General features: G+C 59.4%; 14 protein-coding genes, 2 tRNA genes, 1 other RNA gene and 1 pseudogene. 8 read left to right on the forward strand and 10 right to left on the reverse strand.

Annotated features, from left to right (window positions below; all coding sequences use genetic code 11):
- Positions 1-58: 58 nt before the first annotated feature.
- Positions 59-958 (reverse strand): patatin-like phospholipase RssA, encoded by a 900-nt coding sequence (gene rssA, locus FHN83_RS25395; protein WP_039030689.1) that lies wholly within the window; start codon positions 956-958, stop codon positions 59-61.
- Positions 959-1,073: 115 nt separating this feature from the next.
- Between rssA and FHN83_RS25400 the strand changes: the two genes are divergently transcribed.
- The 5 genes from FHN83_RS25400 (at position 1,074) to FHN83_RS25420 (ending at position 2,956) form a co-directional block, all read left to right on the forward strand.
- A complete protein-coding gene (locus FHN83_RS25400; protein WP_072036690.1) occupies positions 1,074-1,532 on the forward strand; it encodes a YchJ family protein in 459 nt (152 codons plus the stop codon).
- Positions 1,533-1,577: 45 nt separating this feature from the next.
- Positions 1,578-2,420: a formyltetrahydrofolate deformylase gene (purU, locus tag FHN83_RS25405; RefSeq protein ID WP_039030691.1), complete on the forward strand. Its 843-nt coding sequence runs from the start codon at positions 1,578-1,580 to the stop codon at positions 2,418-2,420.
- Between the two features lie 156 nt (positions 2,421-2,576).
- Positions 2,577-2,661: transfer RNA gene (locus tag FHN83_RS25410), tRNA-Tyr, on the forward strand.
- 43 nt (positions 2,662-2,704) lie between these two features.
- Positions 2,705-2,836: non-coding RNA, RtT sRNA (locus tag FHN83_RS25415), on the forward strand.
- A 35-nt stretch (positions 2,837-2,871) separates the two neighbouring features.
- Positions 2,872-2,956: transfer RNA gene (locus FHN83_RS25420), tRNA-Tyr, on the forward strand.
- A gap of 228 nt (positions 2,957-3,184) precedes the next feature.
- Here FHN83_RS25420 and FHN83_RS25425 read toward each other — a convergent pair.
- On the reverse strand, positions 3,185-3,628 hold the full coding sequence (locus FHN83_RS25425) for an Lrp/AsnC family transcriptional regulator (RefSeq protein WP_139565337.1): 444 nt from the start codon (positions 3,626-3,628) through the stop codon (positions 3,185-3,187).
- 107 nt (positions 3,629-3,735) lie between these two features.
- Between FHN83_RS25425 and FHN83_RS25430 the strand changes: the two are divergent.
- Positions 3,736-4,631 (forward strand): annotated as a pseudogene (locus FHN83_RS25430) (DMT family transporter).
- Here the strand turns inward: FHN83_RS25430 and narI are convergent.
- The 5 genes from narI to FHN83_RS25455 form a co-directional block, all read right to left on the reverse strand.
- A complete protein-coding gene (gene narI / locus FHN83_RS25435) occupies positions 4,628-5,305 on the reverse strand; it encodes a respiratory nitrate reductase subunit gamma (protein ID WP_139565338.1) in 678 nt (225 codons plus the stop codon). The pseudogene FHN83_RS25430 and the gene narI sit on opposite strands and share 4 nt — an antisense overlap.
- On the reverse strand, positions 5,305-6,015 hold the full coding sequence (gene narJ / locus FHN83_RS25440; RefSeq protein ID WP_139565339.1) for a nitrate reductase molybdenum cofactor assembly chaperone: 711 nt from the start codon (positions 6,013-6,015) through the stop codon (positions 5,305-5,307). The genes narI and narJ overlap by 1 nt, the downstream gene beginning before the upstream one ends.
- A complete protein-coding gene (gene narH / locus FHN83_RS25445; protein ID WP_039030696.1) occupies positions 6,012-7,547 on the reverse strand; it encodes a nitrate reductase subunit beta in 1,536 nt (511 codons plus the stop codon). The genes narJ and narH overlap by 4 nt, the downstream gene beginning before the upstream one ends.
- The gene (locus FHN83_RS25450) at positions 7,544-11,287 is read right to left on the reverse strand and encodes a nitrate reductase subunit alpha (RefSeq protein ID WP_139565340.1); all 3,744 of its coding nucleotides are present in this window, start codon (positions 11,285-11,287) and stop codon (positions 7,544-7,546) included. The genes narH and FHN83_RS25450 overlap by 4 nt, the downstream gene beginning before the upstream one ends.
- Positions 11,288-11,670: 383 nt before the next feature.
- Positions 11,671-13,065 (reverse strand): NarK family nitrate/nitrite MFS transporter, encoded by a 1,395-nt coding sequence (locus FHN83_RS25455; RefSeq protein ID WP_139565341.1) that lies wholly within the window; start codon positions 13,063-13,065, stop codon positions 11,671-11,673.
- A gap of 309 nt (positions 13,066-13,374) precedes the next feature.
- Here FHN83_RS25455 and narX point away from each other — a divergent pair, with 309 nt between their 5' ends.
- Both narX and narL read left to right on the forward strand, forming a co-directional pair.
- A complete protein-coding gene (narX, locus tag FHN83_RS25460) occupies positions 13,375-15,171 on the forward strand; it encodes a nitrate/nitrite two-component system sensor histidine kinase NarX (RefSeq protein WP_139565342.1) in 1,797 nt (598 codons plus the stop codon).
- Entirely contained in the window at positions 15,164-15,814 is a 651-nt protein-coding gene (narL, locus tag FHN83_RS25465; RefSeq protein WP_039030700.1) for a two-component system response regulator NarL, read from the forward strand. Before narX ends, narL begins: the two co-directional genes overlap by 8 nt.
- Positions 15,815-15,816: 2 nt before the next feature.
- On the opposite strand, the gene FHN83_RS25470 is transcribed toward narL, so the two are convergent.
- From FHN83_RS25470 to nirB, 3 genes are all read right to left on the reverse strand, one after another.
- Entirely contained in the window at positions 15,817-17,220 is a 1,404-nt protein-coding gene (locus FHN83_RS25470; RefSeq protein WP_039030701.1) for a YchO/YchP family invasin, read from the reverse strand.
- Positions 17,221-17,549: 329 nt separating this feature from the next.
- Positions 17,550-20,060, reverse strand: a complete 2,511-nt coding sequence (locus tag FHN83_RS25475; RefSeq protein ID WP_139565343.1) for a nitrate reductase — start codon at positions 20,058-20,060, stop codon at positions 17,550-17,552.
- Positions 20,057-24,037, reverse strand: coding sequence for a nitrite reductase large subunit NirB (nirB, locus tag FHN83_RS25480; protein ID WP_139565344.1), 3,981 nt, complete (start codon positions 24,035-24,037; stop codon positions 20,057-20,059). The genes FHN83_RS25475 and nirB overlap by 4 nt, the downstream gene beginning before the upstream one ends.
- Between the last annotated feature and the right edge of the window lie 3 nt (positions 24,038-24,040).

Here is a 24,040-nt window from a genome sequence, read left to right on the forward strand (position 1 = left end):
GCATGCTATCGGTACTATCGCCTGTCAGATTTTGCTGAAGTAATCAAAAAAAACGTGCTCAGGCTGTTGCCCGCACTAAAGGTAATAATTCATCCATTTTCTTTTCGACTGCCTGCGCGCCTGCGGTAATGGCTGCCTCTGCACGATGGAAATCGAGCGTTGAAATTTGTGGACAAAAAGGTTGGATCAATATATCCGGCGGATCTCCCGCCATTCGATTGCGCTTCAGGCGATTTTCCAGCACCTGAATTGACGTCGTCATGATTTCCATAGCGGTAGGCGCAGTGACCAGCTTACGGGTGGTCCGCGTGAAGCGTCCTCGCAGGCGTTTATGCCAGGCGAGATCTTCTGGCGCGCCCTCATCAGTATGGGTATTGACCGGCATAAGATCCTGCTGCATCAGGTGGGCATCATGCTGGAGGTCGACGGCAATGACGATATCGGCCCCCATCGCGCGGGTCAGTGAAATGGGCACCGGATTAACAACGCCGCCGTCAACCAACCAGTAGCCATTATGCGGAACCGGCGCCATCAGGCCAGGCATACTGCAGGAGGCTCGTACGGCAAGATGAAGATCGCCTTCGGTGAACCAGATTTCCCTGCCGGTGCTGAGATTGGTAGCTACCGCACCGAAAGGCATCTGACAGCTTGAGAATTCGGTCAGGGGCATGACCTGGCGAAAACGGTTAAAGACGCGCTCACCGCGTAATAACCCGCCACGTTGCCAGGAGAGATCCATCAGGCGCAGGACGTCCCAGTAGCTAAAAGAACGAACCCAGGTTTCCAGCTCCGGGAGCTTGCCACACGAGTAGGCGGCCCCCACCAGTGAACCTATTGAACAGCCTGCAACAATATCAATTTCGATACCTAAACGTTGTAAGGCGTTGATCACGCCAATATGCGACCAGCCCCGGGCTGCACCTGAGCCCAACGCCAGTCCAATTTTTACTTTTCTCATTAGCCCTGTTTAACGTCCCCTGGATTCCTGGCATAGCGTCATTGCACACGCTCAGTTAACATAGTGCCACCCTGGCGTTGTCAGCCATTCATATTTTAATTTCAGGAAGAGAATCGTGTCTCAACTCTGTCCCTGCGGTAGCGCTCTCGATTATAGCCTATGTTGCCAGCGATATCTTACTGGTGAACAGGTTGCACCGGACCCGGCATCACTTATGCGCTCCCGATATGCCGCTTTTGTGACGCGGGACGCAGACTACCTGATCAGGACCTGGCATCCATCCTGCCATGCTACTGATTTTCGTCAGGAGATCGAGGCCGGATTTGCAAATACGCAGTGGCTCGGCCTGACTCAGTACGAAACGGCAGCAGGCCGGGATGAAAACGAGGGGTTCGTCAGTTTTGTCGCGCGCTTTACCGAACAAGGCAAAGCGGGTGCCATCATCGAACGCTCGCGTTTCTTAAAGGAGGGCGGACAGTGGTACTATATTGACGGTACGCGTCCACAGTTCGGTCGTAATGACCCCTGCCCCTGTGGTTCAGGTAAAAAATTTAAAAAGTGTTGCGGCCAGTAAGGCCTGACGACACCATTTCAGCAAACACTTAAGGATTTTCCGGCAATGCAATCAACACAACGCAAAGTGCTGCGCACCATTTGTCCCGACCAGAAAGGGCTGATCGCCCGTATCACCAATATTTGCTACAAGCATGAACTGAATATCGTGCAGAACAACGAGTTTGTTGATCACCGTACCGGCCGCTTCTTTATGCGTACCGAGCTGGAAGGGATTTTCAATGACGCGACGCTGCTTGCCGATCTGGACGGCGCCCTGCCGGAAGGCTCGGTACGTGAACTGACTCCTGCCGGTCGTCGCCGCGTGGTTATCCTGGTCACCAAAGAGGCGCATTGCCTGGGCGACCTGCTGATGAAAGCCAACTATGGCGGGCTGGACGTGGAGATCGCTGCGGTCATTGGCAACCACGAGACGCTGCGTACTCTGGTTGAGCGTTTTGATATTCCGTTTGAGCTGGTCAGCCATGAAGGCCATACCCGCGAAGAGCATGACAATTTAATGGCTCAGGCCATTGAAGCGCATGATCCGGACTACGTGGTGCTGGCGAAATACATGCGCGTTCTGACGCCGTCATTTGTTGCCCGTTTCCCGAACAAGATTATCAATATTCACCACTCGTTCCTGCCGGCGTTTATTGGCGCGCGTCCTTATCACCAGGCGTACGAGCGCGGCGTGAAGATCATCGGCGCAACGGCCCACTACGTGAATGACAATCTGGATGAAGGTCCAATCATTATGCAGGACGTGATTCATGTCGATCACACCTACACGGCGGAAGATATGATGCGTGCCGGCCGCGACGTCGAAAAAAATGTATTAAGCCGCGCGCTGTATCAGGTGCTGGCTCAGCGTGTCTTCGTGTACGGTAACAGAACGATTATTCTTTAATCCTTTATAAAATGAATTGATTAGCTTTGCGTCTTTATGCGCAAAAATCAGGCAAACGATTCAATTTAGCAAAGGAAGTCTTTACAGGGGCGCGTCATTTGATATGATGCGCCCCGCTTCCCACAAGGAAGCAGGCCAGTATAAGCATTACCCCGTGGTGGGGTTCCCGAGCGGCCAAAGGGAGCAGACTGTAAATCTGCCGTCATCGACTTCGAAGGTTCGAATCCTTCCCCCACCACCATTATTCACCACAGCGATGTGGTAATACCGATGAGATGTAGCGAAGTTTGCACTTATCGGGAAGGGTGAGAACCTTCGATTAAGGTTCGAGTCGAGCGAAAGCGAGACAACGTTGCCAAAGGCAACGGCCCGAAGGGTGAGGAGCGAAGCGACGAATAATCCTTCCCCCACCACCATCTCTCAGCTTTACCTCAAAATTTGAATTACCCCTGGTGGGGTTCCCGAGCGGCCAAAGGGAGCAGACTGTAAATCTGCCGTCATCGACTTCGAAGGTTCGAATCCTTCCCCCACCACCATCATTTTCAAATCCTATTAAATCTGTTATTCGCAACATGTCTCATGCATTTTTTGATGCAGCCGAGTAATCTTTCCTTCTCCACCATTACTTCCCAAATCAATGTATTTATCCAGCTCCCGCGCACCTGTATTCCCCGGTGGCGCTGCGCTTACCGGGGCTACAAAACGACAACACCGCACCGTATCCGTAGGCCGGGTAAGGCGCAGCCGCCACCCGGCAAAAAACACTACACCGGCGGCAACCGGCGCGTTACCGGTGAACTCTTCACAATAGACGTATTGCACTGCGCGTGTTCTGCCAGCCCATCCAGCAACGTATCCAGCTGTTCAATCGAGCACACCACCAGCCTGATAACAAAGCAGTCTTCGCCGGTCACTTTGTCGCTCTCTATACATTCGGGCATCTGCTGGATGTATTTATCCACCTTATGCAATAACCCCGGCAACGGCCGCACGCGGACAAGCGCCTGCAGCGTATACCCCAGCGCAGCCAGGTTTACCCGGGCACCGTACCCCTGAACAATCCCCCGCTCCTCCAGCCTTTTTAAACGCTCCGCCGTACTGGGTGACGTGAGTCCAACCCGGGCGCTCAACACCTTCAGCGACATACGCGCGTCCTCTACCAGACAGCGCAGAATATGGCGGTCGATCTCATCAATAACGTAATCCATAGCATCCACCTAATTTATAAAAGCAAATCCTGACTCTTACCTTACTTCAGCACTGTAAAACCAGACACAATTTTTTAACAATAAAGGCATTAATCAGGAGGTGTGTGATGAGTGACATTCAAAAAGGCGTCTGGCAAATGAGCCTGGCGATGCTGATATCCGGCTCCATCGGCGCGTTTGTTTTGCTTTCCGGTTTACCGGTGACCGAAGTAGTGTTCTGGCGCTGCCTGATCGGTGCCATTGCGCTGTTTCTCTTTATTCGTTTCAGTAAACACCCTTTCAGCCCCTTAACTAAAGTCACTCTGGGGCTGGCCGTGCTCGGCGGCGTTGCGCTGGTCATTAACTGGCTACTGCTGTTTGCCGCCTTCGACCGTATCTCAATCGGGCTTCAACGGTGGTTTATAACACCCAGCCCTTTATGCTGGTGCTGATGGGCATGTTGATGGGTGAAAGGGTGAGCCTGGTGAAATGGGGCTGGCTGTTCCTCGCCTTTGGCGGCGTGGTGATACTGCTCTCCAGCGAACTGACCGGCGGGCATAACGCACAATGGCTCGCGGGGATCGCCCTCGCGCTGGGCGCAGCCTTTTTCTATGCCCTGACCGCCATCATCACGCGCAAATTGAAGACCATCGCGCCGCAGCATATCGCCTTTATTCAGGTTTTAACCGGGGTGGTGATGCTCCTGCCACTGGCAACTATGCCAACTTTCTCCGGCGATTTTCCTTGGGCGATTTTACTCACGCTGGGGATTGTGCACACGGGGGTGATGTATCAACTGCTCTACAGCGCCATTCAGAAACTCCCTACGCCCATCACCGGTTCGCTGTCGTTTATCTATCCGGTGGTGGCATTGATTGTCGATAATCTGGTCTTTGGCCATGCGCTGAATCTCACCCAACTGGCCGGTGGGGCGCTGATCCTGTTTGCTGCGGCGGGGAATAATCTCGGCTGGGGCGAAAAAAAACCCCGCGAGTGCGGGGTTCAGATTAAAACGGCTGATTAGCGACGGGCACGCACAATCTGATATCTGCGCGTCAGGTACTCTACCGGCGCGCTCCAGATATGCACCAGACGGGAGAACGGGAACAGCAGGAACAGGGTCATGCCCAGCACCAGGTGGACGCGGAAAACAAACGCCACGCCGTCCAGATGCTCAGATGCCCCGCCGTGGAAGGTCACCACCGACTGTGCCCAACCCACCAGCTTCAGCATTTCGCTGCCGTCCATGTGCTGCGCAGAGAACGGAATGGTCAGCAGACCCAACGCACACTGCACCATCAGCAGGGAGAGGATCAGGATATCTGCCCCGGTGGTGGTGGCGCGAACGCGCGTGCTGAACAGACGACGTTTCAGCAGCAGCAGGCCGCCGACCAGGGTCATCACGCCGCAGGCGCCCCCGGCAATCATCGCCATCTTCTGCTTCACGTCCATCGGCAGGAAGGATTCATACATCCAGTGCGGGGTCAGCATCCCGAGGAAGTGACCGGCAAAGATGCCCAGAATACCGATATGGAACAGGTTCGACGCCAGGTTCATCCCTTTGCGATCCAGCATCTGGCTGGACGCGGCGCGCCAGGTGTACTGACCGTAGTCATAACGCAGCCAGCTACCAATCAGAAATACCGAACCGGCAATATACGGATAGATATCGAAGAAGAACATATTCAGGAAATGCATTATTGCTGTCCTCCGTTAGAGATATTCAAATATTGCGGGGCAACGGCACCGGCAAAACGACGCTGGTGAGCGGCGATCTCCGACTCACCGCAGCTCTGGTCAGCAAAGAACTTCACCTGCTCCTCTTCCCAGACCGCATCCAGCGCCTGTGGGGTATCATCGCGCGCTTCATCGGCGATTTTTTCCGCCACTTTTTCACTGTCGACCGATGCGTTTGCCAGTTTCACCAGCAGATCGAACAGCACCGCGTAGCGGCTTTCACGCTGTTGCAGACGCGCGCTCAGTAACGCCAGAATCGGAGCGATATCCTGCAGGCCGCCCAGCGCCTCTTCTTTCGGCAGCTGCGCCAGATACTCCAGGTACAGCGGCAGGTGATCCGGCAGCTCGCGGCTGTCGAGATGCAGGCCGTGCTGCTCGTACTGCGACATCAAGTCGACCATCGCCTGACCCCGGTCACGGGATTCACCGTGAACGTGCTCGAACAGCAGCAGCGAAGTGGCGCGGCCGCGGTCGAACAGCTGGCTGTAGTCAGACTGCACGTCCAGCAGATCCCGGGAGAGCAGATCGCGGAGGAAAACGCCCAGGGTCTGGGCATCCTCTTTGTCCAGGTTTTCCGATGACGCGAGTGCATCAAAGAGTTCCTGTTGATGCTGCGCCAGGGCAGCATCCGGGTACTCGAGCAGACGCGAAACAATGACGAGTTCAATCATTGGTGCGGCTCCGTTTTGCTGGTCACATCCATCGCGTCGATGCGACGGCTGTTAAACAGGTTGAATTTGTTGTCTGAACCGTGGCAACCGTCGCCGAAGGTAAAGCCACACCCACTTTTTTCCGGGAAGGCTTCACGGGCCAGCTCACGGTGGCTGCTGGGTACCACGAAACGATCTTCGTAGTTGGCAATCGCCAGATAGCGGTACATCTCCTGAGCCTGAGCTTCGCTTAAGCCCACCTCTTCCAGCGCGCGGGTGTCGATGACGCCGTCAACGGTTTCCGCACGTTTGAAGTGGCGCATCGCCAGCATACGTTTCAGCGCCAGCAGTACCGGCTGGGTGTCACCTGCGGTGAGCAGGTTCGCCAGATACTGAACCGGGATACGCAGGCTTTCGACATCCGGCAGAATGCCGTTGCTGCCCAGCTCGCCCGCGTCAGCCGCAGACTGAATCGGAGACAGAGGCGGCACATACCAGACCATCGGCAGCGTGCGGTATTCCGGATGCAGCGGCAGGGCCAGCTTCCAGTCCATCGCCATTTTGTACACTGGCGACTGCTGCGCAGCGTCAATCACGCTCTGCGGAATGCCGTCTTTCAGCGCCTGGGCGATCACTTTTGGATCGTTCGGATCGAGGAACACGTCCAGCTGTCGCTGGTACAGATCTTTCTCGTTCTCGGTGCTCGCCGCGTTTTCAATGGCATCTGCGTCATACAGCAGCACGCCGAGGTAACGGATACGGCCTACGCAGCTTTCAGAGCAGACGGTTGGCATCCCGGCTTCGATACGCGGATAACAGAAGATGCACTTCTCGGACTTGCCGCTCTTCCAGTTGAAGTAGATTTTTTTGTACGGGCAGCCGGTGATGCACATACGCCAGCCACGGCATTTGTCCTGGTCGATCAGCACGATACCGTCTTCTTCACGCTTGTAGATGGCACCGCTCGGACAGGTGGCGACACAGGCCGGGTTGAGGCAGTGTTCGCACAGGCGCGGCAGATACATCATGAAGGTGTTTTCGAACTGGCCGTACATCGCCTTCTGCATGTTTTCGAAGTTCTGGTCTTTGGCGCGCTTTTCGAACTCGCCGCCCAGAATCTCTTCCCAGTTGGGCCCGCTGGTGATCTTGTCCATGCGCTGACCGGTGATCAGCGAGCGTGGACGGGCGATCGGCTGGTGTTTACCTTCCGGGGCGTTGTGCAGGTTCTGGTAATCGAAGTCAAACGGCTCGTAGTAGTCATCGATGCCCGGCAGGTGCGGGTTAGCGAAGATCTTACCCAGCAGCAGCGCTTTGTTACCCATGCGCGGCACCAGCTTGCCGTTGATTTTACGGATCCAGCCGCCCTTCCATTTCTCCTGGTTTTCCCAGTCAGTCGGGAAGCCGGTGCCCGGCTTGCTTTCCACATTGTTGAACCAGGCGTACTCCATACCTTCGCGGCTGGTCCAGACGTTTTTACAGGTGACTGAGCAGGTATGACAGCCGATGCATTTATCCAGATTCAGCACCATGCCGACTTGTGAACGAATTTTCATTTTACGCTCTCCTGTACCTGGTCATTACCTTCGCCATCTAACCAGTTAATGTTCTTCATCTTACGTACCACCACGAACTCATCGCGGTTCGATCCTACGGTGCCGTAGTAGTTAAAGCCGTAGGCCAGCTGCGCATAGCCGCCGATCATATGGGTCGGTTTCGGCGTAATACGGGTCACGGAGTTATGAATACCGCCGCGCTGTTCGGTTATCTCGGAACCCGGCAGGTTCACGATACGTTCCTGGGCGTGGTACATCATGGTCATCCCGGCCGGTACACGCTGGCTCACCACCGCACGGGCGGTCAGGGCGCCGTTGCTGTTGAACACTTCGATCCAGTCGTTATCTTCAATGCCCAGATCTTTGGCATCCGCTTCACTCATCCAGACAATCGGGCCGCCGCGCGACAGCGTCAGCATCAGCAGGTTGTCGCTGTAGGTGGAGTGGATACCCCACTTCTGGTGCGGCGTCAGGAAGTTCAGCGCCTTCTCCGGGTTGCCGTTGGATTTCGCACCCATTACGGCTTTCACGGAGCGGGTATCAATCGGCGGACGGTAGACCAGCAGGCTCTCACCGAAGTCACGCATCCACTGATGATCCTGATACAGGGACTGACGGCCGGACAGGGTACGCCATGGGATCAGCTCGTGAACGTTGGTGTAACCGGCGTTATAAGAGACGTGCTCATCTTCCAGACCAGACCACGTCGGGCTGGAGATAATTTTGCGCGGCTGGGCCTGAATATCGCGGAAGCGGATCTTCTCGTCTTCTTTGTTCAGCGCCAGATGGGTATGGTCGCGACCGGTAAATTCGCTCAGCGCCGCCCAGGCTTTCACCGACACCTGACCGTTGGTTTCCGGGGCCAGGGTGAGGATCATCTCTGCCGCATCAATCGCCGTGTTCAGCATTGGCTGGCCTTTGGCCGGGCCGTCCGCTTTGGTGTAATTGAGCTTACGCAGCAGATCCATTTCGCTCTGGGTATTCCAGGCAATGCCCTTGCCGCCGTTACCGATTTTCTCCATCAGCGGGCCGATAGAGGTAAAGCGCTCGTAGGTCGCCGGGTAATCACGTTCCACCGGAATAATGTGCGGTGCAGTGACGCCCGGGATCAGGTCGCACTCGCCTTTTTTCCAGTCCTTCACGTCCAGCGGCTGCGCCAGTTCGGCGGCAGAGTCGTGCTGGATTGGCAGGGTGACCACGTCGGTCTCTTTGCCCAGATGCCCTACGCACACTTCGGAGAATTTCTTCGCGATATCTTTGTAGATATCCCAGTCGCTTTTGGATTCCCACGCCGGGTCAACGGCGGCAGACAGCGGATGAATAAACGGATGCATATCCGAGGTATTCATGTCGTCTTTTTCATACCAGGTAGCGGTTGGCAGCACGATATCGGAGTACAGGCAGGTGCTGGACAGACGGAAGTCCAGGGTCACCACCAGATCCAGTTTGCCGTCGAGACCGTTGTCTTTCCACTCCACCTCTTCAGGCTTCACGCCGCCCTGCTTGCCGAGATCTTTCCCCTGGATACCATTTTCAGTACCGAGCAGGTATTTCAGCATGTACTCGTGGCCTTTACCGGACGAGCCCAGCAGGTTGGAGCGCCAGATGAACAGGTTGCGCGGATGGTTTTTACCGTTTTCCGGCTGCTCAGCGGCGAAACGGATAGAGCCCTCTTTCAGGGACTTGACGGTGTAGTCCGCTGGCGTCATGCCGGCTTTCTTCGCTTCCTCTGCAATGCGCAGCGGGTTGGTCCCCAGCTGTGGCGCAGACGGCAGCCAGCCCATGCGCTCTGCGCGCACGTTGAAGTCGATTAAGTGGCCGCTGTAGCGGGATTTGTCCGCCATCGGCGACAGCAGCTCCTGGGCGGTAACCGTTTCGTAGCGCCACTGGCTGGAGTGGTTATAGAAGTAAGAGGTGCTGTTCATGTGACGCGCCGGACGCTGCCAGTCAAGGGCAAACGCCAGCGGCTGCCAGCCGGTCTGCGGACGCAGTTTTTCCTGGCCCACGTAGTGTGCCCAGCCGCCGCCACTCTGACCGACGCAGCCGCAGAAGATCAGCATGTTGATCAACCCGCGATAGTTCATATCGAGGTGATACCAGTGGTTCAGGCCTGCACCGACGATGATCATTGAACGACCGTGAGTCTTATCGGCGTTATCCGCAAACTCGCGCGCGGTACGGACGATCTGCGCCCGCGGTACGCCGGTGATCTGCTCGGCCCAGGCCGGGGTGTAGGCTTTTACGTCGTCATAGCTGGTGGCGCAGTTTTCGTCGCCAAGGCCGCGCTCCAGACCGTAGTTGGCCATGGTCAGGTCATAAACGGTGGTGACTAACGCGGTAGAGCCGTCGGCCAGCTGCAGGCGTTTCACCGGCAGTTTGTGCATCAGGACGTTTTGCAGCTCAACCTTGTTGAAGTGTTCAGATCCTTCGCCGCCAAAGTACGGGAAGCCGACATCGGCGATCTCGTCCTGGCTGCCCAGCATGCTGAGGCGCAGTTCGGTCTCTTCACCGGTCGTGCCGTTACGCTGCTCGAGGTTCCATTTGCCCTTCTCACCCCAGCGGAAACCGATGGAGCCGTTAGGAGCAATCATGTCGCCATTGCTGGTGCAGGCAACGGTTTTCCACTCCGGGTTATTTTCCTGGCCCAGCGCATCCACCAGGTCGGCGGCACGCAGCATACGGCCTGCGGCGTAGTAACCGTCGCGCTCTTCCAGCATCACCAGCATTGGCATGTCGGTGTACTTGCGCACGTAGTCGGTGAAGTACTGGCTTGGCTTGTCGAGGTGGAACTCACGCAGCATGACGTGGCCCATCGCCAACGCCATCGCGGCATCGGTACCCTGTTTCGGGGCCAGCCACAGGTCGCACAGCTTGGCGATTTCGGCGTAGTCCGGGGTAACGGCGACGGTTTTGGTACCTTTGTAACGCACTTCGGTAAAGAAGTGGGCGTCCGGGGTACGGGTCTGCGGAACGTTGGAGCCCCAGGCGATGATATAGCTGGAGTTATACCAGTCTGCGGATTCCGGCACGTCGGTCTGCTCACCCCAGGTCTGCGGGGAGGCAGGCGGCAGGTCGCAGTACCAGTCGTAGAAGCTCAGGCAGGTACCGCCGATAAGCGACAGATAGCGCGCGCCAGAGGCGTAGGAGACCATCGACATCGCCGGGATTGGCGAGAAGCCCGCCACACGGTCCGGGCCGTAGGTTTTAACGGTATAGACGTTGGAGGCGGCAATCAGTTCGTTCACTTCCTGCCAGGAGGAGCGCACAAAGCCGCCGCGACCGCGAGCCTGTTTGAAGCTCTTCGCTTTGTCGGCGTCTTCGATAATAGAGGCCCAGGCCAGCACCGGATCGCTGTGCTGCACTTTCGCTTCACGCCACATCTTCATCAGGCGTTTACGCATCAGCGGATATTTCAGGCGGTTAGCGCTGTACAGATACCAGGAGTAGCTGGCGCCACGTGGGCAGCCACGCGGTTCGTGGTTTGGCATATCCGGGCGGGTGCGTGGGTAGTCGGTCTGCTGCATTTCCCAGGTCACCAGACCATTTTTGACGAAAATCTTCCAGCTGCAGGAGCCGGTGCAGTTTACGCCGTGGGTAGAACGCACCACTTTGTCATGTTGCCAACGCTGACGGTAACCGTCTTCCCAGTCCCGGTTAGTCTCCAGAACCTGGCCGTGCCCATCGGCAAAAGTTTCACCCTTCTGTTTGAAGTAGCGAAACCGGTCCAAAAATTTGCTCATCGGGTATCTCCTGTGTGGAGCCTGTGGCTCTCTAAATCGACATTGCTGATTTGCTGCGAAGGTAACGCTCTGAAAGAGGAGGAGAATTGATAACGATCAAGGGGGATGGGGGATGTTCAGCGCGGTAATTTTTTAGCTACCACTAAAGCGGTACAAAAGTAAACAATGTAATATATTGTTTTATATGATTATTATTTATTTATCGTACAAAACAGCACTGGGCATTTATCCCCGGTGGTATTAAGGGGTAGGCCATCCTGTTAAGCGATGGCGATCACAGTAGCTGCGGGCTGACAGCGGTTTCGGGTGTAAAGTATGTTGTAACTAAAACAGGCGTAAAAAAAGCGCGGCCTCAGGCCGCGCAAACGGATAATCAAACTTACTTACTTTTTATTAGAATTCCGTCCGTATACCAGCCAGGTGACAAACACGCAGGCGATATAGAAAACAAGGAACACTTTCATGGCGCCCGCCGGTGAGCCGGTCAGGTCCAGAGAGATACCAAAGGCTTTCGGGATAAAGAACCCGCCAATGGCGCCGATTGCTGAGATAAAGCCCAGCGCGGCTGCGGTGTCGGTGGCTGCTTCACGCATTGCCTGCTCCTCAGAGCCGCCCTGCGCTTTAACGCGATCCATCGTCAGTTTACGGAAGATCACCGAAATCATCTGGAAGGTAGAGGCGCTACCCAGCCCGGCGGTCAGGAACAGGACCATAAACACCGCGAAGAAGGCACCGAAGTTGCCGCCCGCACCGTTAACCGGCAGGGTCATGAACAGCAGCGCACAGAAGAGAGCCATCACCACAAAGTTCACCAGCGTGACGCGGGTGCCACCCAGACGGTCGGAGATCATCCCGCCGGTAGAACGTGCCAGCGCGCCAATGAACGGACCGAAGAAGGCATAGTGCAGGATCTGCACATCCGGGAACTGGGTTTTCGACAGCATTGCGAACCCGGCGGAGAAGCCGATGAACGAGCCGAACGTGGCCAGATAGAGCAGCGCCATGATCCACAGATGGGCACGCTTAAGCACCGGCAGCTGTTCGCTCAGGGAGGCTTTCGAGGCCGCCAGATCGTTCATGCCAAACCATGCCGCCAGGGTGAAGATCACCAGGAAAGGCACCCAGATCCACGCGGCGTTCTGCAGGAACAAATAAGAGCCATCGGCCTGCTCAACGCCTGCGCCACCGAAGGCGGCAAAGATACCGACCGAGATCGCCAGCGGTGCGATCAGCTGCATGACGCTGACGCCCATGTTGCCCAGGCCGCCGTTGATCCCCAGCGCCCCGCCCTGCTTCTGTTTAGGGAAGAAGAAGCTGATGTTCGCCATGCTGGAGGCAAAGTTCGCTCCCGCAAAGCCGCACAGCAGAGAAATAATCACGAAGGTGCTAAATGGCGTAGAGGTATCCTGTACCGCAAAGCCCAGCCACACGCATGGGATGATCATGATCCCGGTACTGAACGCGGTCCAGCGGCGGCCACCGAACAGCGGCACCATAAAGGCGTAAGGAACACGCAGCAGCGCGCCGGAGAGCGCAGGCAGTGCGGTTAACATAAACAGCTGGTCGGTAGTAAAGGTAAAGCCCACTTTCGGCAGGTTGACGGCGACGGCGCTGAACAACATCCAGACGCAGAACGCCAGCAGCAGGCAGGGAACGGAAATCCACAGATTACGACTTGCTACACGTTGGCCCCGCTGTTGCCAGAACGCCGGATCTTCCGGACGCCACTCGGTAATGACTGCGCCAGAATCCCTTTCGGGGGTAGTTGAGTGACTCATAGACACCTCTGATTCTTAAAAGATGCTACAAAGATCAGGGTTTTAAGCTGGCGTGAAGTTGATATAAATCAATGGGAAGGTAAGCAAATTTCTGGCCTGAAATCCGCCATCCTCCAAAGTGAGTAGCGTTTTTCGCTAAAAAAGGTGTGGTTTTTCACGGCGCTGCTACCCCCGCTGCCCCCTCTCCTCCCATTCACCCCTTCAATGGCAATTAGTAGGTAATCCTTTTGGGGTATGGGTATACTCCAGGGGTTGCCTGAGAATAGAGCCCTTGCCGAGTCCAGGCATTGTCAGGAGCCAGACTGCCCTATGTTTAAACGCTGTTTTTCACCTTTAACGCTGGTTAACCAACTGGTGCTGATTGTCATGCTGTCTACCGCCATCGGGGTGACAGGGATGGCGATCTCCGGCTGGCTGGTGCAGGGCGTACAGGGCAGCGCGCACGCCATTAATAAAGCCGGTTCGCTGCGCATGCAGAGCTACCGCCTGCTGGCGGCAATCCCGCTGGAAGACAAAGATCGGGCATTGCTCGACGAAATGGAAGCCACGGCGTTCAGCCCTGAGCTGGAGCTCGCTGCGCGTCGGGATAATCAGCAGGCCCAGCTGAAGGCCCTGCAGACCTACTGGCATACCCAGCTGGCGCCCGGGCTGCGTCAGGCGCGTAACCCGGATGCGGTAGCCGCAGACGTATCGGGTTTTGTCAGCCGTCTGGATAATCTGGTCTCGGCGTTCGATCACAGCACCGAACTGCGTATTGAGCGGGTGGTGCTGATGCAGCAGCTGATGGCAGTGTTTATGGGCCTGCTGCTGGTGTTCACCATCCTCTGGCTGCGCGCCCGGCTGCTGCATCCCTGGCGGCAGCTGCTGGCGATGGCCCGCGCTGTTACCCAGCGTGATTTTACCCAACGCGCGCACATCAACGGGCGCAACGAAATGGCGATGCTCGGCGAGGCGCTGAACACCATGTCCGGCGAGCTGGCGGAGAGCTATGCAGTGCTGGAGCAGCGGGTTCGCGAAAAAACCGCCGGGCTGGAGCAGAAAAACGAGATCCTCTCCTTCCTCTGGCAGGCCAACCGCCGCCTGCACTCCCAGGTGCCGCTGTGCGAACGTCTTTCGCCGGTGCTCAACGGGTTGCAGAACCTGACCCTGCTGCACGATATCGAATTACGCGTCTATGACCTGGAAGACGAAGAGAACCATCAGGAATTTACCTGTCAGTCCGATGCCAGCTGCGATGAAATTGGCTGTCGCCTCTGCCCGCGCGGCCTGCCGCCGCTGACCACCAGCGGCACCACCCTGAAGTGGCGCCTGGCGGACAACCTGACGCAGTACGGCATTTTACTGGCGACGCTCCCTGCCGGACGCCATCTCAGCCACGATCAGCAGCAGCTGGTCGATACGCTGGTAGAGCAGCTGACCGCGACCCTGGCCCTCGACCGTCATCAGGAAAAACAGCAGCAGCTGATTGTGATGGAAGAGCGCGCCACCATCGCCCGGGAGCTGCACGACTCTATCGCCCAGTCGCTCTCCTGCATGAAGATGCAGGTCAGCTGTCTGCAGATGCAGGACACGGACCTGCCGGAGAGCAGCAAACAGCTGCTGAGCCAGATCCGCAACGAGCTGAACACCTCCTGGGTGCAGCTGCGTGAACTGCTGACCACCTTCCGCCTGCAGCTGACGGAGCCCGGGCTGCGTCCGGCGCTGGAAGCCAGCTGCCAGGAGTTCAGCGCCCGCCTCGGCTTTACCGTCTCGCTGGATTACCAGCTGCCGCCACGTTTTGTGCCGTCGCACCAGGCCATTCATCTGCTGCAGATCGCCCGGGAAGCATTGAGCAACGCGCTGAAACATTCCGGGGCGACAGCGGTCTCGCTCACCGTGAGCCAGCATGACAACCAGGTCAGACTGGTGGTCCGTGACAACGGCTGCGGGCTCCCGGAGAACGCCGAAAGAAGTAACCATTATGGTCTGATTATTATGCGTGACCGCGCACAAAGCCTGCGTGGAGATTGTCAGGTCCGCCCCGGCGAATCTGGCGGAACTGACGTCATCGTCACCTTTATTCCCGAAAAGCCTCTTTTCACTGCTCAAGGAGAACATCATGTCTAATCAGGAGCCCGCTACAATCCTGCTGATCGACGACCATCCGATGCTGCGCACCGGTGTTAAACAACTTATCAGCATGGCGTCGGATATTACCGTCGTGGGCGAAGCCAGCAACGGGGAACAAGGTATTGAACTGGCCGAGGCCCTCGATCCTGATTTGATCCTCCTCGACCTGAACATGCCCGGCATGAACGGCCTCGAAACCCTGGATAAGCTGCGGGAAAAATCCCTCTCCGGACGCGTGGTGGTCTTCAGCGTCTCGAACCATGAAGAGGACGTGGTCACCGCCCTGAAACGCGGCGCCGACGGCTACCTGCTGAAGGATATGGAGCCGGAAGAGCTGCTGAAATCGCTGCAACAGGCGGCAGCAGGCGATATGGTGCTGAGCGAAGCCTTAACCCCGGTGCTGGCTGCCAGCCTGCGCGCCAACCGCGCCACCTCCGATCGCGACGTCAGCCAGCTGACCCCGCGCGAGCGCGATATCCTGAAGCTGATTGCCCAGGGGCTGCCGAACAAGATGATTGCCCGCCGTCTGGACATCACCGAAAGTACGGTCAAAGTGCATGTGAAACATATGCTGAAGAAGATGAAGCTGAAGTCTCGCGTGGAAGCGGCGGTGTGGGTGCATCAGGAACGTATTTTCTGAGTTTACTCGTCCGGCAGCAGCGTCCAGCGCGGATCGTCCTCTGGCAGAGCCAGGAGCGGCTGCGTCAGCGCAAGCGTGATCTCATTGGACGAGACACGCTGCCCCGCTTCATCTTCCACCACCACCGACAGCCGCCAGCGGTTGCTCGCCCCTTCACTGCTGTCCCACGCCGGCAGGATAATGCTCCAGCCCTCGGTATCACTGGCTTTCGCCGGTGAGGTCAGGCTCAGGGCCTGAACATCCCCCTGCCAGTGCAGCGAGCGCACCCCGTGACGGCTGCGAATGTCCAGCTTCAGCATCACCGTTTCACCCGGCTTAAGATCCCAGGGCGGCGTTGCCAGCCAGACGGATAGGGTTTTGCGCTGGCGGAACTCCAGCACCGGCAGATTCTGGCGCTCGGGCGGATCGTAGCGGCTGCCGCGCAGGGAGCGGCTTTCGGCCACTTCGCCAGCGGAGAGTTGTTTTTTAAGCGGCACCCCGAAGCGGTAGTTGAGCTTCAGGCCGAGGTTGTTCTGGCTCACCCCGCTCTCCCCTTGCTTATGCCCGGCGGAAAAGGTCACCAGCGGCACCGGGGTGTAATCCAGCCCCAGGTTTACCGCCAGCGGGTTGTGGTATCCGGTGCCGGTCTGGAACAGATCCACGCTGTCGCCAAAATATTGCTCAAAGCTGACGCTGGTGTTGAGGTGATGCCAGAACGGCAGCCAGGCTTTGGCGGTGACATCATATCCGCGCGCCATGCGCTGCTCCTGCACCTCTGAGCTGTCACGCCAGCTGGCAAACGGCTGATAGTAGTTAGCCGACAGGCGCAGGTATTCGCCCCAGGCTTCGGCGCCCAGCCCGGCGCGCTGGAGATTTTCATCGAGCAGATTGTCGTAAAAAGTGTTGTAACCAAGCAGCCATTTGCCCGCCACCCAGCGCTGGCCGATGCCCGCATTGCTGACCAGGCCGTCCTCCTGCTGGGTCAGGCCAAGCTGACTCCAGGTAAGATAGTGGTTGTTATCCTGCCAGGGGATAAACCAGCTGCCTTTACTCCCGGTGAAGCGCCCCTCGTCGTTGACCAGCAGATCGACGCTGGCATTGCCCCACGGCGAGAGCCACGACTCAATGTGCTGGTTCACCTCCTGGCTGACGGCCTCCCGCACCTGGCCCAGGGCAAACTGCCGGGCCTGCTCCTCGGTGGTCAGGCCGTTGTCGGTCATGCTGGCTTCGCCGAACGCTTTCGCCATCTCCGCCAGATGCTTTTCGCCTTCTCCCGTCGGGGTCGCCATGCCTAAGTCCGGCAGGCTGTCGCCATTGTTATCGAACGGGTTTTGCGCCTGATGGATGAAGGAATTCGGGGCACCGTGAACGGCTCCGGCATAACAGAGGAGGAGGAACAGCGAACGAATGCGGGGAGATACAACCATCACCGTCGTGAAAGGTAGCCTGTGTTGTCGGAAACAGAGTTAATACCTTAACGTGATTGAGGAAAAATGACAGCCCAAAGGGAAATTTCAGGAATATCCTGAAGTCTTATTGCCGGGTGGCGCTGCGCTTACCCGACCTGGGGGGACGGTGCATGATTGCCGGGTGGCGCTGACGCTTACCCGGCCTACGGGGGTACGGTGCATGATTGTCGGGTGGCGCTTCGCTTACCCGACCTGGGGGGGACGGTGCATGATTGCCGGGTGGCGCTGACGCTTACCCGGCCTACGGTCTGCCCATGTAGGCCTGATAAGCGCAGCGCATCAGGCGTTTACACCCGCACGGAAACCATCGCTTTTAGCTCCGGCACGCAGGAGCCGCAGTTGGTGCCGCAGCGTAGCTTCGCGCCCAGCGCGGCGGCAGAGTCGCATCCCCCGGCAATCGCCTCGCGAATGGCGTTTTCACCCACGCTAAAACAGCTGCAGATAATCCGCCCCTGCTCCACGCGCTCGCCAGGGCTCTGGCCGTTCAGCAGGGCGTGCCGTTCCGCCAGCTCTACCGGCGCGGTGTGAAACGCCGCTTCGATAAAACCATGCGCCAGCGCGGGCACCTGAGTGCCCTGCCAGAAGCCGAGCATCAGAGCCCCCTGATGCCAGGCGAGCAGGCTGCTGCGCTCCCCCGTTTGCGCGATTTGCAGCTGCCAGCCCTGCCCGGTGCAGTGCGCCAGCAGCCACTCCAGCAGCGGCTTATCCCCGGCCAGCGTCAGGCGTGAGACTCCGGTCACCGCCTTGCGCCACCAGTGGACGAACATCGGCAGCGTCATCTCTTCCCGGCTCCAGAGCTCCCCCTGCCAGGCGGGCTGCCACGGCATCAGCCGCACCGCCGTCTGCTTGCTCTCCGGCTGACCGGAATGGGGATCGCAGCGCCCCTCCACCAGAGCGTTCACCTTGCCCTGGCGGGAAAAGCAGCTGTTCCAGTGCATCGGAACGAACAGTTGTCCGACGCGCTGGCCCTCGTTGATCCGCGCCCGGGCCACCATCAACCCGCGCGGGGCGCTGATCCGCGCCAGCTGTCCCTCCTGCAGCCCCAGCCGGGCGGCATCCTGCGGCGAGATATCCACCGTCGGCTCATCGCTGTGCTGCATCAGACGCGGCACATACCCGGTGCGGGTCATGGTGTGCCACTGATCGCGAATGCGTCCGCTATTGAGCGTAAAGGGATAGAGCACACTCCCGGTGGCGCCGTGGGGCTGCGGGTTAACGGGGATCTGGCGTCCACGGGTAAAGGCTTCGCGGTTGATGGGCCACTGCCAGGGCGTCAGCCCGTCCCACTCCTCGCGGGTAAGCTGTGCCAGCGCCGCGAGGTTCAGCATCCGCTCGCCCTGATTTTCGAACGCCGTCAGGGCAGCGTGTTCGGAAAAAATGGCGTGGGGATGGTCCCAGGCGAACGCCGCGCCATGGCCGAGCCGCTCAGCGATGCGGGCGATGATCCACCAGTCGGGTTTCGCTTCCCCAGGTACTGGCAGAAAGGCGCGCTGGCGCGAGATGCGGCGTTCGGAGTTGGTGACGGTACCGTCTTTCTCGCCCCAGCCCAGCGCCGGGAAGCGGATATGGGCGAAGCGGCTGGTGTCAGTGTCGCGCATCACCTCCGAGACTATCACCAGCGGACAGGCGGCCAGGGCCTGACACACCGCATGGCTGTCCGGGAGCGACACCGCCGGGTTGGTGCCCATGATCCACACCGCCTTGACGTCGCCGCGGGCGATGGCTTCAAACAGCTCCACCGCCATCAGGCCCGGCGTCTGCGCCAGCCGCCCGGTTCCCCAGAAACGGGCCACGCGGCTTAAATCATCCGGGGTGAAATTCATGTGCGCCGCCAGCTGATTCGCCAGCCCGCCCACCTCGCGCCCGCCCATCGCATTGGGCTGACCGGTCAGCGAAAACGGCCCGCAGCCCTCGCGGCCAATCTTACCGCTCGCCAGGTGAACGTTGATGATGGCATTGCACTTGTCGCTGCCGCTGGCGGACTGGTTGATCCCCATGGTGTAGAGCGTCACCGCCCGCGGGGCGGCAGTAAACCAGGCGTAGAACGTCGCGACGTCGTCAGGCAGCAGGCCGCAAAATTCGGCCACCCGTTCGGTCGGCCAGTCGCTGGCACGCTCAGGATCGATGGCATTCAGCAGGCCGACAAACAGCCCCGCATCGCTGCCGGGCGTCAGGGCCAGATGCAGGTCGGCGATATCGCAGGTCGCAGTGCGGCGCGGGTCGATCACCACCACCTTCAGCGCTGGATTAGCGGCGCGCGCCTGCACCAACCGCTGATATAGCACCGGATGGGTCCAGGCGGCATTTGATCCCACCAGCACCACCAGATCGGTCTTTTCAATGTCCTCGTAGCTGCACGGCACCACGTCTTCACCGAAGGCCCGCTTGTAGCCCACCACCGCCGAAGACATGCAGAGCCGGGAGTTGGTGTCGATATTGGCCGCGCCGATAAAGCCCTTCATCAGCTTGTTGGCGGCGTAGTAATCCTCCGTCAGCAGCTGGCCGGAGGCATAAAAGGCCACCGCCTGCGGCCCGTACTGGTCGATAATCTCCCTCAGCCGCTCTCCGGCGCGATCCAGCGCCTGATCCCAGCTCACTGGCTGGTCGTCCACCTCCGGGTGCAGCAGACGGCCCGTCAGGCCGGTCGTCTCCCCTAACGCCGAGCCTTTCACGCACAGGCGGCCAAAGTTGGCCGGATGGCTGTCGTCGCCGCGCACGCTCACCCCGCCGTCCTCAACGCGGGCGATCACCCCGCAGCCCACGCCGCAGTAAGGACAGGTTGTCCGGGTTTCCGTCATGAGGCCTCCGCGCGCATCACCAGTTCTTCGCTGCCCACCAGCACGCGGTTGCCATCCACCTTCACCGGCCAGGCGCGCACCGCCACTTCGCCGGTGTCGACCAGGCGTCCATCGCGCAGGCGGATCCGGGTTTTATACAGCGGGGAGATCACCACCGGCTCGCCGCCGGCATCCCCAAGAATGCCGCGCGACAATACGCTGGCGCTGCCGCCCGGCTCCCTGTCTTCCAGGGCATAAATCGACTTGCCGAAGCGGAACAGCGCAATCTGCTGCGAACCCAGACGGGCGCCTATCCCGGCCTCCTCGGGGATGTCGTCCAGGTTGCAGATATCCTGCCAGCGTTTTGCTGGTGCCGGGGCGGCGTCGAGCGTGCGGAACTGCGCCAGACGGCCCGGATCCTGCAGCGTGGTCTGCCATTCGCACTGATAGGTATCCACCACCCGCTGCATCTCCTGTTCCAGCTCACCGGCAATGCCCAGACTGTCGTCGATGATCACCTCGCGCAGATACTCCAGCCCGCCTTCGAGGTTATCCCGCCAGGTGCTGGTGCGCTGCAGGCGGTCGGCGGTGCGGATATAGAACATCAGGAAGCGGTCGACGTAGCGCAGGAGCGTGGCGTCATCGAGATCGCTGGCAAACAGATCCGCATGGCGTGGCTTCATGCCGCCGTTGCCGCAGAGATAGAGGTTCCAGCCCTTGTCGGTGGCGATCACCCCCACATCCTTGCTCTGGGCTTCGGCACACTCGCGGGTGCAGCCCGACACCGCCATCTTGATTTTGTGCGGGGCGCGCAGCCCCTTGTAGCGGTTCTCCAGCGTCACTGCCAGCCCGGTGGAGTCCTGCACCCCGTAGCGACACCAGGTAGAGCCGACGCAGGATTTCACCGTGCGCAGGGATTTGCCGTAGGCGTGGCCGGTTTCAAACCCGGCGTCAATCAACTGCTGCCAGATCTCCGGCAGCTGCTCCAGCCGGGCGCCAAACAGGTCGATACGCTGCCCGCCGGTAATTTTGCTGTACAGCTGATAGCGTTTGGCGATCTGGCCGATGGCGATCAGCCCGTCGGCGGTCACCTCCCCGGCAGCCATGCGCGGCACAATGGAGTAGGTCCCGTCTTTCTGGATGTTGGCAAAGTAGCGGTCGTTGGTGTCCTGCAGCGGCAGGTGAGCCGGTTTCAGCAGGTATTCGTTCCAGCAGGAGGCCAGCACCGAGCCCACCAGCGGTTTGCAGATCTCACACCCGTGACCCTGACCGTAGCGGCTGATGAGTTGCTCAAAGGTGTGGATGCGATTGACGCGCACCAGGTGATAGATCTCCTGGCGGGAGTACGCGAAGTGCTCGCAGATGTCCTTTTTCACCTCCACGCCCTGGGCCGCCAGCTGGAACTCCATCACCTGTTTCACCAGCGCGCTACAGCCGCCGCAGCCGGTGGCCGCTTTGGTGCACTGCTTCACCGCCCCGATGTCGGTCGCGCCGTTGCTCACCGCCTGGCAGATATCGCCCTTGCTGACGTTATGACAGGAGCAGATCTGCGCGCTCTCCGGCAGGGCCGCCACGCCCAGCGCTTTCGGGGCGCTGCCGGCTACCGCAGGTAAGATCAGGGTTTCAGGATCGTTGGGCAGGCTGATGCCGTTAAGCATCATCTGCACCAGGGTGGCATATTCGCTGGCATCCCCCACCAGCACGCCGCCGAGCAGGGTTTTGTTATCGGCGCTGACCACGATCTTCTTGTAGATCTGCTGCGGGCCGTGGGTCCACTGGTAGCTCTGCGATCCGGCCGTGCGGCCATGGGCATCGCCAAACGAGGCCACGTCCACACCCAGCAGCTTGAGTTTGGTGCTCATGTCCGCCCCCATAAAGGCGTTCTCTTCACCTGCCAGCGCGGCACAGGCGACGCGCGCCATCTGGTAGCCGGGGGCCACCAGGCCGAAGATTTTGTTCTCCCAGAGGGCGCATTCGCCAATGGCGAACACATCCGCATCCGAGGTGCGGCACTGGTTGTCGATAATGATCCCACCGCGCTCGCCAAGCCCCAGACCGCATTCGCGGGCCAGCGCATCCTGCGGGCGGATCCCGGCGGAGAAGACCACCATGTCGGTAGCCAGTTCGCTGCCGTCGGCGAAACGCAGCACCATTCCGCCTTCGGTTTCGGCGATCTCCGTTGTCGCTTTGCTGGTATGCACGCCCACACCGAGCGCTTCGATTTTGCGCCGCAGCATGGCGGCCCCGTCGTTATCGAGCTGCACCGCCATCAGGTTGGGGGCAAACTCCACCACGTGGGTCTCCAGCCCAAGCTGTTTCAGGGCGTTGGCCGCCTCCAGCCCCAGCAGCCCGCCGCCGATCACTACCCCGGTGCGCGAATCTTTGGCGCGGGCGGCGATGTTATCCAGATCGTCCAGGGTACGGTAAACAAAGCAGCCCGGCAGGTCGCGCCCTGGCACCGGAGGCACGAACGGGTAGGACCCGGTGGCGAGCACCAGTTTGTCCCAGTGGGTCTCATGCCCGCCCGCCGTGCGGATCACCCGGGCGTCGCGATCGATAGCCACCACCTGCTGAGAGAGGCGCAGCTCAATGCCATTTTCCGCAAAGAAAACCCCGGCGACCATCGACAGCGAGTCGGCGCTGCGTCCGGCAAAGTATTCTGAAAGATGGACGCGATCGTAGGCGGCATAGCGCTCTTCACCGAAGACCACGATCTGATACTGCTGATGCAGACCGCGGTTTACGCAGTCTTCAAGAAAATGGTGGCCGACCATACCGTGTCCAACCACAACCAGAGTAGGTTTTGTCATAGCGTTCTGTCCTGCAACCTGCGGCTGCGTAGTGAATCGATCGAACAGCCAGTCCGCCCGGGCGGGTTCTGACGTTGCCAGTAAATCGGTGAGGGTGGCCGCACTGCGACACTCCCCCATCAGCAGCACGCCTGCCAGCGTGCCGTTACGAACCAGTAAGCGGCGGTAATGGCGGGTCAGCGGATCCCAGCTGGTCCACACCGCGTCATCCTGTTGCGCGCCCACCCCTCCGGCGCTGAACAGCTCAATGCCGGTGACCTTCAGGCGCATGCCGTTTTGCGTCGGGGTAAAGGGGGTGACGCTGTCGCCTGCAAGACGGGCGGCGAGGATCTCCGCCTGGGCCAGACAGGGCGCCACCAGCCCCCACGTCTGCCCGTCGATTTCGCAGCACTCGCCGATGGCGCTGATGCCCTCAAACGCGGTGCGCATCTGGTTATCCACCCGGATCCCGCGCCCGCACGGCACACCGCTTGTCTGCGCCAGGGTGATGTTGGGTATGACGCCCGTGGCCAGCACTACCCGGCTGGCGGCCAGAGTGCGTCCGCCGCTGAGGACGACGCGCTCAGGGGTTATCTGCGCAATACCAGCGTTAAGCTCGCAGCCGATACCCCGCGCCGAGAGCGCCTCCTCCAGCAGCAGCCCGGCGTGCTGATCCAGCTGTTGCTCCATAAGCCACGAGCCGCGATGCACTAACGTGACGTTGTCACACTGGAGGCGTAACGCCGCCGCTGCTTCCACGCCGAGCACGCCGCCTCCCAGAATCACCGCCGGACCGGGCGTCGCCAGAATGGCGTTCACGTCATCCAGGGTGCGGAAGGTAAAGACGTGGGGCAGATTGCTTCCGGGGATCGGCGGCACGAACGGCTGCGATCCGGTGGCGAAGACCAGTTCATCCCACCCCAGCAGGCGTTTATCGGTGCGCAACATCCGCGCCGCGCACTCCACCCCCAGCACCCGTTCGCCGCATAGCACCGTGACGCCGCGCACCAGATACCAGGCGTCGTCATGCAGCTGCGTTGCCGCGGCCGCTTTCTCGCCCCCCAGCACCGGCGAAAGCTGGATGCGGTTATAGGCGGGCGCCCGTTCTTCACCGATGACGGTGATGTCGAAGTGCCCGGGGGCGCGGTCGGTCAACGCCTCAATCAGCCGCGTTGCCGCCAGTCCGTTTCCAATGATGACCAGGCGCATGGT

Origin of the sequence: Leclercia adecarboxylata, assembly GCF_006171285.1 — a bacterium.
Taxonomy (GTDB): Bacteria; Pseudomonadota; Gammaproteobacteria; order Enterobacterales; family Enterobacteriaceae; genus Enterobacter; species Enterobacter barmai.